Below are 15,317 nucleotides of genomic sequence, written 5' to 3'. Positions count from 1 at the left end.
TCCGTAAGGCTCATCGGCCACACGCGTGCCCCCGTCCGGAGCTCCGGGCGGGGGCACCGTCGTACCCGCCCCGGCCCGCTACTGTGTCGTCACCGCGATCCGGGGGGAGCCGATGCGCGAACGAGTGGACGACTTGGTGGTGGTGCTGCCGGGCATCCTGGGCAGCCGGCTCGTGGACGCCGACGGCCAGGAGGTGTGGGGGCCGTCCGGCGGAGCGGTATGGCGGGCCATCCACACCTTCGGGCGCTCCGTGAAGGCCCTCACCCTGCCGTCCGACCTCGGGGACGACCACCCCGGCGACGGGGTGCGCGCACACGGCGTCATGCCGACCCTGCACGCGCTGCCCGGAGTGGGCCCGGTCGTCGACGGGTACACCGGGCTGCTGGACTGGCTCGAAGGGCTCTTCACGCTGCGCCGTCGCCGCCCCGGCGAGGGGGACGACGTCCCGGCGAACCTCCTGGCGTTCCCCTACGACTGGCGCCTGTCGTGCCGGTACAACGCCGAGCGCCTCAAGGAACGGGTGGAGCGGGCCCTCGCGCAGTGGCGCGACTCGGCACCGCGGCGCCGGGCGGCCCGGGTGGTCTTCCTCTGCCACTCCATGGGCGGGCTGGTGGCCCGCCACTACGTCGAGTGCCTCGGTGGCTTCGAGATCACCAGGCGGGTGGTCACCCTCGGGACACCGCACCGCGGGTCGCTCAGCGCGCTCGTCCACTTGGTCAACGGGCTCCGCGTGGGCTGGGGGCCGTGGGCCGTCCACCTCACCGACTTCGCCCGCAGCCTGCCCTCCCTGCACCAGATCACCCCCGACTACGCCTGTCTCGTCCAGCCGGGCGGCCTGCGCCACCCGCGGGAGATCACGGGGCTGGTGGGCGTGGACGAGAAGCTGCTGCGCGACGCGAGCGCGTTCCACGCGGGGATCCGGCGGGCGGCGGCCACCCGCCCCGGTGCCGGGGCCGCGCTCCTGCCGGTCGTGGGGGTGCGTCAGCCCACGCCCACGACGGCCGGGATCGCCGGTGAACGGCTTCGGCCGCAGGACACCATCGACGGCCTCGACGAGGGCGGAGACGGCCGGGTACCCCGGCTCTCGGCGGCACCGGCCGGCACGCCGACCGGGTACACCCCCTGCGAGCAGCACGGCTCGCTGCAGAACGGGCGCGGCGTACGCGACGCCCTGTGGGGCTGGCTCGCGGCCGAGCCCCCCTACCACCGGACACCGCTTGACGATCCGGTCCCCTTGAGCGTGCACGCCCCGGAGCTGCTGCCGGCCGGCGCGCCCTTCGACCTGGCGGTCACGGTCCCGCCCGAGGTGCCGGGCGGGGACGAACTCGCGATCGGCGCGACGCTCCACCCCGTGGAGTCGGGCCGCCCGCTGCGGCACACGCTCGGCAATCGCGGCGACGGCCGCTACTCGACCACCTTCCCCGCCCCAGCCCCTGGTGCCTATCGCGTGGCGGTGGGCGTGACCGGCCGTCAGGACTCGTCGGTGACGGCGCTGCTGCTGGTGGGCGAGGGCGATGGGTGAGCGCGGCCGCCACGGCACCGCGCTGGGCGTCGTCGTCGAGTCGTACGACCGGCCGGCCTTCCCCGTCCTGCCCGGCGCGCGGCGGCAGATGAGCGAACTGTGTGCCCTCCTCCAGGAGTACGGCTACGCCCCCCGGCTCCTTGAGGACCCGGGGCGCGACGAGGTGCGCGACGCGGTGCGGTCGTGGTCGGATCGGTGGCGGGAGGACGGCCGCCACGGGCCCGCGGTGGTGCTGTGGTCCGGGCACGCCGAGCTGTCCCACGGCGCGTTACGGCTCATCACCCGCGACACCGCCGACATCGGGGACGAGGAACAGACCTACTCCACCGAGCTGCTGGCGTCGGCCGCCCTGCGGTGCGGCGCCGACCAGATCCTGCTCGTGGTCGACACCTGCCACTCGGGGGCCGGCGTACTGCCCGCGCTGCGCAAGGCCCTGCAGACCTGGGCGGAGCGGACCCTGCCCGAGGGCCGGTCCGCCTGGCTCGGGGTGGTGGCGAGCTGTCAGCCCGAGGAACGGGCCCACGGCCGCGGCGTGCTGCTGGACACCCTCACCCGGGTGCTGCGCGAAGGGCCCGGCGGGTCGGCCTACCGGCACGAGTGGAGCGTACGCAACCGAGGGGTGACCGGCGCGACGGTGGTCGAGGCCGCCCTGGCCCAGTGGCCGCAGGACAGCCAGCGGCCGCTGTTCGTCAGCTCGGGCAGCGCACGGCCGATCTTCCGCAACCCCCGGTGGCGCCGGGAGGCCGGAGAGGACCTGGTGGAGCATCTGGTCCTGGCCGCGCGCGGGGCCTCCGGCGCGGAGGAGGGCTGGTTCTTCACGGGACGCCGCCGCGTGCTGGAGTCCATCGTGTCGTGGATGCGGGCCGCCCGGCCGGGCCTGTTCCAGGTGACCGGCAGCGCCGGGTCCGGCAAGTCGGCGGTGCTCGGCCGGATCGCCACCCTCTCCGACCCCCGGCAGCGCGCCGCCACGCTCGCGCACGGGGCGCTCGGCGACCTCCCCGACCCCGGCGAGGGCAGTGTCGACGCGGCGCTGCATCTGCGCGGGCTGAACGCACAGCAGATCGCGACGGCCCTCGCGGACAAGCTGGGCCTGCCGGTGCCGCGGACCCCGTCGGCGCTGATCAAGGAGCTGGAGGATCCCGACGCCGCCGGGGAGCGGCCGCCGCTGATCGTCCTGGACGGACTGGACGAGGCCGCCCCCGAGCAGTCCGAAGCCATCGTCGAGCAGCTGCTGGCACCGCTGAGCCGGGTGGCGTCGGTGCTGCTCGGGTCCCGCGACCGGCCGTTTCGTCCGCACGGCGCCCACCGGCCCACGCTGGACGACGCGCTCACCCGGTTCGTCAGCACCACGGAGCTGGTCGGTCTCGACGAGGAGCCGGACACCGCCGAGGACGTGGCGGCTTATGTGGGACTGCGACTGCGGTCGGAGGGCGTCGCCGAGCACCGCATCCGCGACGTGGCCCCTCGGCTGGCCGAGCGGGCCGTGGCGAGCGCCGGCGGCTTCCTCTTCGCCCGCCTGGTCACCACGTCCCTGATCCGCAGATGGCGCGAGCACGGCGAGGAGGCGTGGCACACGGCGCTGCCCGCCTCGATCGCGGCGGCCTTCGAGGAGGACCTGGACAACGGCCCCCCGCACCGCTCACTGGGCACGCAACGCCCCGCCGCGGCCCGCGAGTTGCTGACCGCGCTCGCCTGGAGCGCCGACAACGGCATGCCGGCCGGAGGCGTCTGGGAGATGGCCGCGTCGGCCTGCAGCCATGACGGCTGGACCTACCAGGCGGCCGATCTGGACTGGGTCCTGACCGCCTACGGCCAGTACATCGTGGAGGACACCGACGGTCTGCAGGCCGTCTACCGCCTCTACCACCGCGAGCTGATGAACCATCTGCGGTACGCCTCGCTGCGGGAGACGGACGGCGGGGAGGCGATCTGCCGGGCGATGGTCGCGCGGCTCCGGGACGGCTACGAGCGGGGCGTCCCGAAGGAGCAGCTGCCGCCCTACCTGTTCTACGCCCTGGTCAGCCATGCGCTGATGGCCGGCGACCTGGGGATCGCGCTGCTGCGGGAGATGGTCCCGCTCGACGAGCAGACCTTCCTTCCCGCCCTCGCGGTCGCGCTCAACGACCACGCGCTGATCGTGACCGCCTCGGACGGTCCCCGGGCCGCCCTCGCCGAGGCCGAAGAGGCCGTCGCCATCCGCAGAGCGCTGATGCCCGCCGCCCCGGAGACCCATCGTCTGTTCTTCGCCGGCTCCCTGTTGCAGGTCGCCCAGTGCCGTTCGGATACAGGGGACCGGGAGGGCGCGTTGTCGGCGGCCCGGGAGGCCGCCGACGCCTATCGGGAACTCGTCAGAGCGAGCGCCGCCGACTACCTGCCCGGCCTCGCCGGATCCCTGCACCTCCTCGCGCGCTGCCTCAGGGACGCCGGAGACCGCGAGGGCGCGCTGGCCGCGGCGCACGAGGCCACCGAGGCCTACCGGAAGCTGTCCACCACGGTCGGTGCCGCCTACCTCCCCAATCTGGCGGACTCGCTCCACATCCTCGCCAACCGGCTCGCCGGAGCCGGTGAGTTCGCACCCGCGCTGGCCGCGGCCAGGGAGGCGGTGGAGGTCAGCCGGCCCTTCGCCGAGGCCGATCCGGCGGTGTACCTCGAGGGATTCGCGATGTTCCTCAACACCTTCGCCATCTCCCTCGCCCGGACCGGCGCCTACCGGGCCGCGCTGCGGCCGGCGGTGGCGGCCGTCGAAGCCCATCGCGAACTCGCCGGGACGGACCGTGCCGCCACACTTCCCGGGCTCGCCGTCTGCCTGCACAACCTGTCGCTGTGCCTCAGTCGCGCGGGAGAGCCGGAAGCGGCCCTCTCGGCGGCGAACGAGGCGGCCGAGACCGCCCGCGAACTGGCCGTGGCCGACGCCGTCGAGCATCTGCCCCAGTACGCGGTCGCGCTCGGCAACCTCAGCGACCGTGCCGCCGACTGCGGCCGCGACGAGGAGGCGCTGGCCCTCGCGCAGCGCTCCACGGAGATCTGCCGGGAACTGGTGGGCCTGAGCCGCGAGACCCACCTCCCGGCGCTGGCCTCCGCACTGCACCACCTCTCCCTCCGGTTGACCGCGGTCCGGCAGGACGCGGCCGCGCGGGCGTCCTCCCAGGAGGCCACCGATCTCTACCGCGCCCTGGAGGAGGAGAGCCCCGGCAGGTACCGGCACGAGCTCGCCACCTGCTGCGAGACCCTCGCGCTCCGGCTGGCCGAGCACGGGGAGACCGCGACGGGCCTGCCCCTGGCCCGCGAGGCGGTGGACCTGCGACGCGCACTGGCCCGGTCCGCGCCGATGCCCCCGCGCCTGTCCTCCCTCGCGGGCGCGCTGGAATCCCTCGCGGAGTGCGAGGCGGCCTGCGGCAGCGCGGCGGCCGCCCATGACGCGGCGACGGAGGCGCTCGGTTTTCGCCGCCGGCTCGCCGAGGCCGACCCCGCCGCCCATGTCCCGGCGCTCGCCAACGCCCTGTGGCAGCATGCGGATCAGCTGGCCCGGTCGGCGGACCGCCGCGGCGCCCTGGGCCCGGCCCGGGAGGCCGTGGCCCTCCTCCGTCCGCTGTGCGGGCCGCACTCCACGGCTTACCGGCTGTCCCTGGCCAACGCGCTCAGTACGCTCGCCCGTGCCGAGTCGATGTGCGACCACGCCCAGGAGGCGCTGGCCGCGGCCCAGGAGGCCGTCGACACCTACCGCGCGCTGGGCCGGGACGGCTCCGGCACGCGCCGGCGCTCCGTCGCCGGCTCGCTGCTGAACCTGGCCCGCTGTCAGGCACGGGCCAAGGACCCCTCGGCCGCGGCGGCCTCGGCCCGGGAAGCCGTCGAGGGCTTCCTCGAACTCGCGCGGAGCACCCCCGGCCCCCACCTCGACAATGTGCTGACCGCGCTGGCCGAGTTGACCGACTACCTGTCCGAGATCGAGCAGATCACCGCGGTCCGGCCCTTCTACGACACCGCCGTCGACGTGCTGTCGGACCACCCGGCCGTCGTCCGCCGGCTGCGGTACGAGCGCACCATGCTGCTGCTGTACGAGGACGCCGTCGGCACCGGGACCGACGAGCTGATCCGGTTGCTGACCGAGGCCCCCGAGGTGCGCGACGAGGTCACCTTCGACGCGCGGGGTTCCTTGCGCCACCCTCCGGACGACGACCACGACCGGGTCCGCGCCGCCTGGGTCGACGCCACGGGGAGCGCCCCGCCGGCCTGGCTGGCCCTGCCCTCCTGGGCCTTCTCGCTCGTCTACGACTGGCTCGGCTGCCCCGACTGGACCGCGGCCCGTCGCTTCTGGGAGCAGCACGAGGAGCGCCTGGCGACCCCGGAAGTCACCGCCGCCCTGGCGGAGGTGGCGATGGTCGAGTGGGCCGAGCAGGACGCCGGACACCTGCTGCGCCTTGTGCGGGGGATGCCCGCGACCGGCGCGGACGCCGCGTTCCTGCCGTTCGTGCTCTCCGACCGGCTGGGCGCCTGGGTCCTCGACGAGCCCCGCACCGAGGTCCACGACGCCGTGCTGCACCTCGCCCGGCACGACGGCATCGACGCCGCACAGCGCTGTCTGGAGGGACCACCGGACCTCGCGCGGCGGGCCCGGCAGGCCGGTGTCGCGCTGGATGCCGTGACCCTGCGGCACTGCGCCGTCCTTGAACGTGCTTTCCTGGGAGATCACTACACGGCGCGGGTCCACCTCGCCGTCGCGGACATCCTCGCCGGCACGGCAGCGCCCGCCGCGGCGATGCCCTCCGCGCCGGACGAGGCCGTCAGGGACCGCGCGATCGAGGACCTCGTCGAGATCATGACGCGGCAGCCCGGCCACGCGGTCCCCCTGCGCGGTCTGCTCACGTCGGTCCTCGCCCGTGACCTGGATAATGACGTCCGACCGCTCGGCCCTTGAAGGAGCACGTCATGACCCCGCCCGTCGTCCATTCGCTGCGCGAGCAGATCCGCGAGCACATCCTCGAGGGGATCGTCAGCGGCCGCTGGCAGCCGGGTGAGCGGATCGTGGAGCGGCGGATCGCGGTGGAGCTGGAGGTCAGCCAGACGCCCGTACGGGAGGCGCTGCGGGAGCTGGAGTCGCTGCAGCTGATCGAGTCGGCGCCGAACAAGGGCGTACGGGTGCGGAATCTGACCGCGGCCGACCTCAAGGAGAGCTACCCGGTGCGGGCCGGGCTGGAGCAGGTGGCCGCGGAGCTGGCGGCCGGGCGGCTGGCCGAGGACACCGCGGCGCTGGAGCGGGAGGTGGCGGCGCTGCGCGAGGCGGACCGGGCCGGTGACGGCGAGGCGCAGGTGCGGCACACGGTGGCCTTCCATCGGGAGATCGTGCGGGCGGCCGGCAACGCCGTGCTGCTGCACACCTGGGAGTCGCTGGGCATCGAGGTCTGGACGACGCTGTCGATCCGCTGGTTCAGCCCCGAACCGCGGGCGCACGCACAGGATCATCAGGAGATCGTGGACGCGTTCCGGCGCCGCGACCCGAAGATCGGGACCCTGCTCAAGAGCCATGTGCTGAGCTGCGCTCCGAGGGTCTGAGGGCCTTCGGACCGGGCTCCGCGGCCCCCCTTTCTTGCTGGCACGGCGTGCCCCAAAATGCGGCACCCCGTGCCGACCTGCAGCGATTCGCTCGTTGAGCGTTGATCGATCATCGATCAGAGGCGTATCGTCTTCTGCCGGGGCGCGACACCCTGCCTGCCGAAACTGCCGAACTCGCACATCGGTGTCGTCGAGATCCCGCCGTACACGCCTCCGGGCGCGCGGCCCGGACTCGACGACACCCCCGAGCCTCCCGTCCGGAAAGGGGCCACCCATGCCCGAACCCGTGCGCCTGCCGTACAGCCAGCTCGACCAGTTCCCGGACCGTGACCCCGAGGAGACGGCCGAGTGGCGCCAGTCCCTGGACGCCGTCACCGAGGCGGCCGGTCCGCACCGCGCCGCCTATCTGATGCGCCGCACCCTGGAGAACTCGGGGCTGGCACTGCCCCAGCTCCTGGAGAGCGACTACCTCAACACCATCCCCACCGCCGCCGAACCCGCCATTCCGGGTGACGAGGCGATGGAGGCCCGGATCGCCGCCTGGAACCGCTGGAACGCGGCCGCGATGGTCTCCCGCGGCTCCAAGTACGGAGTCGGCGGACACATCGCCACCTTCGCCTCCGCGGCCTGGCTCTACGAGACCGGCTTCAACCACTTCTTCCGCGGCAAGGAAGGCGACGGCAGCGGCGACCAGCTCTACATCCAGGGCCACGCCGCGCCGGGCATCTACGCCCGCGCCTTCCTCGACGGCCGCCTCACCGAGGAGCACCTCGACAACTTCCGCCGCGAGGCCGGCGGCAAGGGCATCCCGTCCTACCCCCACCCGCGGCGGCTGCCCTGGCTGTGGGAGTTCCCGACCGTCTCCATGGGTCTGGGCCCGCTCTCCGCCATCTACCAGGCGCGCTTCAACCGCTACCTGACCAACCGCGGCATCAAGGACGTCTCCGACTCCCACGTCTGGGCGTTCCTGGGCGACGGCGAGATGGACGAGCCCGAGTCGACGGCGGCACTCGCACTGGCGAGCCGCGAGGGCCTGGACAACCTCACCTTCGTCATCAACTGCAACCTGCAGCGCCTGGACGGCCCGGTCCGCGCCAACTTCAAGATCGTGCAGGAGCTGGAGGCTCAGTTCCGCGGCGCCGGCTGGAACGTCGTCAAGACCCTGTGGGGCACCGCCTGGGACGAGCTCTTCCGGCTCGACACCACCGGCGCGCTGGCCCGCCGTCTGCGCGAGGTGCCCGACGCCCAGTTCCAGACCTACGCGACCCGCGACGCGGCCTACATACGCGACCACTTCTTCGGCGCCGAGCCCGCCCTCGCCGAGATGGGCAGGCTGCTGGGCGACGACAAGATCCTGGAGTGCTTCCACTTCTCGCGCGGCGGCCACGAGGCACGCAAGGTGTACGCGGCGTACCGGGCCGCCGTGGAGCACAAGGGCGCCCCGACCGTGATCCTCGCGCAGACGGTCAAGGGCTTCACCCTCGGCAAGGGCTTCGAGTCCAAGAACGCCAACCACCAGATGAAGAAGCTGACCGTGGACGAGTTCAAGGTCATGCGGGACCTGCTCGAACTCCCCATCTCCGACAGCGACTTCACCGACGGCCAGGTGCCCTACGGCCACCCCGGCGCCGACTCCCCCGAGGTCCGCTACCTCCAGGAGCGCCGCGCGGCACTCGGCGGCCCGGCCCCGGCCCGCCGCGTCCACCCCCTCGCGCCGCTGCCCGCCCCGGCCGACAAGGCCTTCGCCGCCTTCGACAAGGGCTCCGGCAACCAGTCCGTGGCCACCACCATGGCCTTCGTCCGCCTGGTCAAGGACCTCATCCGCGACAAGGAGACCGGCAGGCGCTGGGTGCCGATCGTCCCCGACGAGGCGCGCACCTTCGGCATGGAGTCGCTCTTCCCGTCCCTGGGCATCTACTCCCCCAAGGGCCAGACGTACGAGCCCGTCGACCGCGACCAGCTGATGTACTACAAGGAAGCCAAGGACGGCCAGATCCTCAACGAGGGGATCACCGAGGCCGGTTCGATGGCGGACTTCATCGCCGCCGCCACCGCGTACTCCACGCACGGCGAGACGATGATCCCCTTCTACATCTTCTACTCGATGTTCGGCTGGCAGCGCACCGCCGACCAGATGTGGCAGCTCGGCGACCAGCTCGGCAAGGGCTTCCTCGTCGGCGCCACGGCCGGCCGTACGACGCTGACCGGTGAGGGCCTGCAGCACGCGGACGGCCACTCGCCGATGATCGCGGCGACGAACCCGGCGGCGCTGACGTACGACCCGGCGTTCGCGTACGAGGTCGCGGCGATCGTCAAGGACGGTCTGCGCAGGATGTACGGGGAGAGCGCCCCCGGCGAGGACCCGAACGTCTTCTACTACCTGACCGTCTACAACGAGCCGATGCCCCAGCCGGCCAAGCCTGAAGGCGTCGACGAGGGCATCGTCCGCGGCCTGTACCGCTTCAACACCGCGGCCACGGCGGGGGTCACGGCACCCGCGGGCGCCCCGGCGATCCAGCTGCTGGCCTCCGGCACGGCGATCCACTGGGCGCTGGGTGCCCAGCGGATGCTCGCCGAGGAGTGGGGCGTGGCCGCCGACGTGTGGTCCGCGACCTCCTGGACCGAGCTGCGGCGCGACGCCATGGAGGCCGACGCGGCCACCCTGAACGGCGAGGACCGCACGCCCTACGTCCGCGAGGCGCTCAGCGGTGCCGAGGGCCCGGTGCTGGCCGTCAGCGACTACATGCGCCAGGTCCCGGACCAGATCGCGCAGTGGGTCGAGCAGGACTACACCTCGCTCGGCGCGGACGGCTTCGGCCTGTCCGACACCCGCGACGCGGCCCGCCGCCACTTCGGCGTCGACGCCGAGTCGATCGTGATCGCCGCACTGGCCCAGCTCGCCCGCCGCGGCGAGGTACCGGCCTCCGCGGTCAAGGAGGCCCGGGAGCGCTACGGCTTCTGAGGCCCTCCGAGCCCCTGGAGGACACCCCCCATCTCCCGTGCGGAGGCGACCTTCCCGCGCCCGGAGCCTCCGCACGGGATTCCACTGGCCCGGCCGGTCATGCCCTGATTACGGCCGGGCCTTCCCCACCCCCGACCCCGACCGGGCTGCCCGTTCTCGCCCCGCCCGGCGTTGTCAGTGCCCCCCGGCATCATGGGGGCATGCGTGCTGCACGGCTGATCAAGATGGTGCTGCTGCTCCAGACGCGGCCGTCGATGACGGGCGCGGAGCTGGCGCGGGAGCTGGAGGTCTCCGAGCGTACGGTCGTGCGCGATGTCCTCTCCCTCTCCGAGGCCGGGGTGCCCGTCTACGCGGATCGGGGCCGGGCCGGCGGCTACCGCCTCATCGGCGGCTACCGCACCCGCCTCACGGGCCTGGGCCGCAGCGAGGCGGAGGCCCTCTTCCTGTCCGGAGTGCCCTCCGCCCTGCGGGAGATGGGCCTCGCGGACGCCGCGTCCGCCGCCCGTCTGAAGGTCTCCGCCGCGCTGCTGCCCGAGCTGCGGGACGCCGCGACGGGCGCCGCCCAGCGCTTCCACCTCGACGCACCCGCCTGGTACCAGGAGCCCGAGACCCCCGCCCTGCTGCCCGGTTTCGCCGACGCGGTCTGGGACGACCGCCGCGTCCGCGCCCGCTACCTCCGCAGGGACACCACGGTGGAGCGGGAGTTGGAGCCGTACGGCCTCGTGCTGAAGGCGGGGGTCTGGTATCTGGCGGCACGGTCCCAGGGGGACTTCCGGGTGTATCGGGTGGACCGGTTCACCGCCGTCGAGCCCGCCGGGGACGACGGCGGTGACGGGAGCGGCGGCAGCGGCGCGGCCCGGTTCACCCGCGACGCCTCCTTCGACCTGCCCGCGTTCTGGGCGGAGCGGGCCGCGCAGTTCGCGCGCTCGATCCTGCGCGAGGAGGTGGTGCTGCGGCTCTCCGCGCGCGGTGTGCGGCAACTGCCGTACGTCACCGAACGCGCGGCGGCCCGCGAGGCGATCGACACGGCGCGGGCGGCCGGCGGTCCCGATCCGCAGGGGCGGCTGACCGTCACCCTGCCCGTGGAGTCCGACGAGGTCGCCTACGCCCAGCTGCTGGCGCTCGGCCCGGAGGGCGAGGTACTGGCGCCCTCCGGGCTGCGCGAGCGCCTGGCGGCGGCCGCCCGCCGGACGGCGGCGCTGTACACCGAGCCGGGCGGACCGGGCGGTGCGGAGTCCGGCGGGCAGCGCGCCGGCTAGGGCGTGTCCGATGGGTCAGGGTCGGATAGGCCGCGGTGTCTGGTGCACTGCGTTCGCTGCGCGAACTCCGTCTCGGCTCCTCATGTGCTCCTTTGGATGCCGAGCTGCATCGCAAGGCGCCGGAGCGTCCCGATAGCGGAGCTATTGGGACGTTTCGGCAACGCCGCGAGGTGCCGTGCCAGACGCCGCGGACCCGGCCATGACCCATCGGACACGCCCTAGCGGTAGTCCGCCGCGCTGCCGTCCTTCCCGCCCAGGACCACGTCCTCGAAGTAGCCGGAGCAGTCCGGCCGGGAGCCGTCCGTGTCGGTGAAGTCGTACTCCTTCGCCAGTTGGCCGCTGGAGAGCGACCGACCGCTCCAGCGCTGCTTGTCCGGGTCGGCGGCCAGCGCCCGTACACCGCGGGCGATCAGCGCCGGCGATTCGGCGATGGCGAAGTGCGGCTCCTGGGCGACCGCGTCGCGCCAGGTCTCCTCCGTCACCCCGAAGTGGTCCAGCATCTCCTCGGACCGCAGGAAGCCGGGGGTGAGCGAGACGGCCGTGCCGCCGTACTCCTTCAGCTCGGCGGCGAGGCCGAAGGCGATGCGGTGCGGGGCGCACTTGGTGAGGTCGAAGCAGAGGTTGTCGCGGTAGGTGCGGTTGAAGGCCTCGGTGCCGTCGGTGATCTCGACGACCAGCCCACCGGGCCGCCCGATCAGCAGCGGCAGCGCGTAATGGCTGGTGATGACGTGGGTGTCGATGCCGAGGCGGAACATCCGCAGGCCCTTGTCCAGATCGAGGTCCCAGAGCCTGGTGTCGAACTCGATCAGCCGGTCGCCGCCCCACAGGCTGTTGACCAGCACGTCCAGCCGCCCCTGCTCCTGGCCGATGCGCGTCACCAGCGCCTCGACCTGCGACGGCTCCAGGTGGTCGGTCGGTACCGCGATCCCCGTGCCGCCGGCCGCGGTCACCAGCTCGGCGGTCTGCTCGATCGTCTCCGTGGGGCGGCCGACCTCGCTGACGCGCTCCCGGGTCGTCCGCCCGGTCACATACACCAGGGCACCGGCCCGGCCCAGCTCCACCGCCATCGCCCGGCCCGCGCCGCGGGTCGCCCCGGCGACCAGCGCCACCCGGCCGGTCAGGTCGGCCGCCACGGCCCGGTCCGCACGCCCTGCTCGTTCCTCATGGCCCGTCACGTTCTCGCTCCTCGCTGTCGGGTGCCGGATGCGGTGGCTCGGTCCCGCCACCGCACAGCGCGACCCTGACAGCGAATCCCGACACCTACTGTCGGGATTCGGATCCCCCGCACGACGTGCCGTCCGGCGGCCCCTACGGCTGTAGCGCGCGTACGCTCCGCCCGTCCCGCAGCCGCCCGACGACCTCGGCCCGCGCGTCCCGCCCCGCCGGTGCGGCGAGGGCGCCGGCCCTGCCGGTGGCCCGTACGCCGCCCGTGGCGTCGAGGCCGACCACCTCGCGGCTGCCGGCCGCGAGCAGGTACCACGTGCCCGACTTCGCCTGCCAGTGGACGTCCGCGACGACATGCGGTCCGAAGCGGCTGCAGGCCGCGGTGTCGACGGCGCGTCCGGCGATCCGCCCCGGGTCGGTGGGGCGCGGAGCGGGCGGCAGGAACTGGACGGCCACGGTGCCGGGGCCGCGCCAGGTGTCGGCGCGGGTGCAGACCCAGGTCGCCCTGCCGGCGCCCTCGGGAAGGGGCTGCTCGGCGAACGCCCAGTTGTCGACGGAGCGCACCCCGGCGCCGCGCAGGGAGCCCAGCCGGCAGGCCGTACGGGCCCAGTTCTGCAGCGCCGGCGGGTCGGTCGCCTCGCGCGGCCCCTCGACGGTGCTCCGCCCGACGGCGGGCGGCGGCGTATACGTCAGATGGACGGGCACGAGATCGTCGAGGTCGGCGAGGAGGAAGGCCGGCAGGGCCGCTCCCAGCCGCGTCGAGGGGCGGAATTGCGCCACCGGCCAGCGTCCGCATCCGGCGCCCGCCCCGGGCGGCGTGGCGATCCGGTCGGTGACCCCGTCGGGGGCGACATGCAGCCCGTGCGGCGGGGCTCCGGGCACCAGCAGGTCGCGGACGGCGACATCGGAGATCCAGGGGGCGAGGAGGTAGCGCATCCAGCCGTTCCCGCGGCCGATCACCAGCCCGGCGCTGGTGATCGGATCCGCGTCGTCGACGCGCGCGAAGTGCAGGGTGGGGGTGGCGTCCTCGGGCTCGGCGTAGCGGACCAGCCGCTCGCCGTCGTGGAAGACCACGACCATGACGTTGTCGATCAGGCCCGCGTAGAGCAGCTGCGGTGGACGGCCGGGCGGGCGGGCGGAGGTGCCGGCGGTCGCCGTGATCCGGGCGTCCTCGGGCGGGGCCGCCCAGACCCCCAGCGCCCGCGCCAGCAGCTCCTTGTCACCGGTCTCCCGGCCGCGGGCGGGCCAGGCGGTGAAGTCCACCCGGGAGGTGCCGGCCCACTGTTCGTTGGGGGTGCGCAGCAGCCGGGCCGGGTCCAGCGCCTGCTGGGCCTCGGTCGGGGCGCGGCCGGAGCGGTCGCCGTCGCCGCCCGGCACCACCGCCGCCACCCCCGCGCCGAGCGCCAGCACGGCCGCCAGCGCGAGCGAGGCCCGCACCCGCTGGCGGCGGCGCAGCAGGTCCGTCGGCCGGGTCTGCACCGTGCACGGGTCGAACTCCCCGGAGTTCAGCAGGGCGGCGGCATCGGCCCCGGTCTCCCGCTCCAGCAGCCCGGCCGCCCGCTGCGCCGCCTCCGCGTCCTCGACCCCGGCCCGCTCCAGTACGGCCCGCGCCGTGTCCTCGTCCAGGCCCTCCAGGTGCCCCAGCCCGATGGCGGCCCGCACCGGCGCCGGGACGGCGGACAGCGCCTGGTCCAGGGCGAGTTCGTCGGCGCCGCCGGCCCGCGGGAAGAGCCGCAGCCCCCAGACGACGGGCACGGCCGGCAGCCCCCGGCCGGGCCGGCCCTCCTGTGCCAGGGCCAGCCGCAGGATCCGCAGCCGTACGAGGTCGTAGCCGGACTCGGGCGCCGGGCCGCGCTGGGCCGGCAGCCCGCGGGCCGGGCGGCGGCGGCCGGCCCGCGGCAGGGCCCGCTGGACCAGTCCGTGGGCGGTCAGGACCCGGCGGTGGCGGCCCATCGAGGGGGGCAGCACGAGGTAGGCGAGGCGGACGAGTCGGGGGTAGTGCTCGACGATGGCCGCCTCGGCCCGTTCGACGTCGGCCCGGGTGCGTTCGTCCATGGGCATGGCGTGAAACAGCCCTTCGCGAAGTGGCGGATGTGCCGTCTATGCCGTTTTGGTCGTTGCACGCCTTCCAACGAGTGATTCTTGGGACGGTCACACGGCGGTTCGCCCGTGCGGGGCGCGAAGAGGGGCGGACGGGCACCGGTCCGGACGGCCGTCAGCGCGGCGTGCGGCCGTTCACCGATCCGGATAACGACACCGTCGCATCTGGGGTAGTCCGCATGCGTGGCACGGCGCCAAGGCGGATGCTGGAGCGGTGATGGAAGAGACGGAGTTCTGGGAGCTGGTCGACCACTCCCGCGCGGCAGCGGAGGGCGACCCGGAGGAGCAGGCCGACGCACTGGTCGAGCGGCTGCTCGGGCTCGACCCGGACACCGTCGTGGACTTCGCCCGCCACTTCGAGTCCCGCTACAACCGGGCGTACACGTGGGACCTGTGGGCCGCGGCCTCGATTCTGCTCGGCGGCGCCAGCGACGACGCCTTCGACTACTTCCGCTGCTGGCTGATCGGCCAGGGCCGGGAGGTCTTCGAGGGCGCGGTGCACGACCCGGACCAGCTCGCCGAGCTGCTGGACGACTTCGACGAGGCGGTGGACGGCGACGCCGAGGAGCTGGGGTACGCGGCCGACGAGGCGTACGAGCGGATGACCGGCGGGGTGATGCCGGACCTGGAGCTTCCGCCGCCGCCCCGCGAACCGCTCGGCGGCTACCTCGACTTCGACGACGACCAGAGCCTGGCGGAGCGCTTCCCCCTGCTGTGGGACCGCTTCAAGCCGTAGGGCGCGGCCGGCGCCGGGCCCCTC

Annotated in this window: 8 protein-coding genes; 6 read left to right on the top strand and 2 right to left on the bottom strand. The window is 74.1% G+C overall.

The annotated features are described in order from the left end of the window. The first annotated feature begins 112 nt into the window (after window positions 1-112). From ACFWZH_RS27400 to ACFWZH_RS27380, 5 genes are all read left to right on the top strand, one after another. The gene (locus ACFWZH_RS27400) at window positions 113-1,522 is read left to right on the top strand and encodes an esterase/lipase family protein (protein WP_384436637.1); all 1,410 of its coding nucleotides are present in this window, start codon (window positions 113-115) and stop codon (window positions 1,520-1,522) included. Beyond that, window positions 1,515-6,437, top strand: a complete 4,923-nt coding sequence (locus ACFWZH_RS27395) for a tetratricopeptide repeat protein (RefSeq protein ID WP_384436634.1) — start codon at window positions 1,515-1,517, stop codon at window positions 6,435-6,437. The genes ACFWZH_RS27400 and ACFWZH_RS27395 overlap by 8 nt, the downstream gene beginning before the upstream one ends. A gap of 11 nt (window positions 6,438-6,448) precedes the next feature. Beyond that, window positions 6,449-7,072, top strand: coding sequence for a GntR family transcriptional regulator (locus tag ACFWZH_RS27390; RefSeq protein ID WP_384436631.1), 624 nt, complete (start codon window positions 6,449-6,451; stop codon window positions 7,070-7,072). Between the two features lie 274 nt (window positions 7,073-7,346). Beyond that, window positions 7,347-10,034 (top strand): pyruvate dehydrogenase (acetyl-transferring), homodimeric type, encoded by a 2,688-nt coding sequence (aceE, locus tag ACFWZH_RS27385; RefSeq protein WP_384436628.1) that lies wholly within the window; start codon window positions 7,347-7,349, stop codon window positions 10,032-10,034. 200 nt (window positions 10,035-10,234) lie between these two features. Next, window positions 10,235-11,293: a helix-turn-helix transcriptional regulator gene (locus ACFWZH_RS27380; protein WP_384436625.1), complete on the top strand. Its 1,059-nt coding sequence runs from the start codon at window positions 10,235-10,237 to the stop codon at window positions 11,291-11,293. Between the two features lie 218 nt (window positions 11,294-11,511). Here ACFWZH_RS27380 and ACFWZH_RS27375 read toward each other — a convergent pair whose 3' ends face one another. Further along, window positions 11,512-12,468: an SDR family oxidoreductase gene (locus ACFWZH_RS27375; protein WP_384436622.1), complete on the bottom strand. Its 957-nt coding sequence runs from the start codon at window positions 12,466-12,468 to the stop codon at window positions 11,512-11,514. A 133-nt stretch (window positions 12,469-12,601) separates the two neighbouring features. Beyond that, entirely contained in the window at window positions 12,602-14,512 is a 1,911-nt protein-coding gene (locus ACFWZH_RS27370; protein ID WP_384436619.1) for a hypothetical protein, read from the bottom strand. 262 nt (window positions 14,513-14,774) lie between these two features. Here ACFWZH_RS27370 and ACFWZH_RS27365 point away from each other — a divergent pair, with 262 nt between their 5' ends. After that, the gene (locus ACFWZH_RS27365) at window positions 14,775-15,293 is read left to right on the top strand and encodes a DUF4240 domain-containing protein (protein ID WP_384436617.1); all 519 of its coding nucleotides are present in this window, start codon (window positions 14,775-14,777) and stop codon (window positions 15,291-15,293) included. Window positions 15,294-15,317: the final 24 nt, after the last annotated feature.

The organism is Streptomyces sp. NPDC059008, assembly GCF_042749045.1.
Taxonomy (GTDB): Bacteria; Actinomycetota; Actinomycetes; order Streptomycetales; family Streptomycetaceae; genus Streptomyces.
The sequence above is the reverse complement of the archived record's forward strand: the minus strand, read 5'-3'. Positions and strand labels throughout refer to the sequence as shown.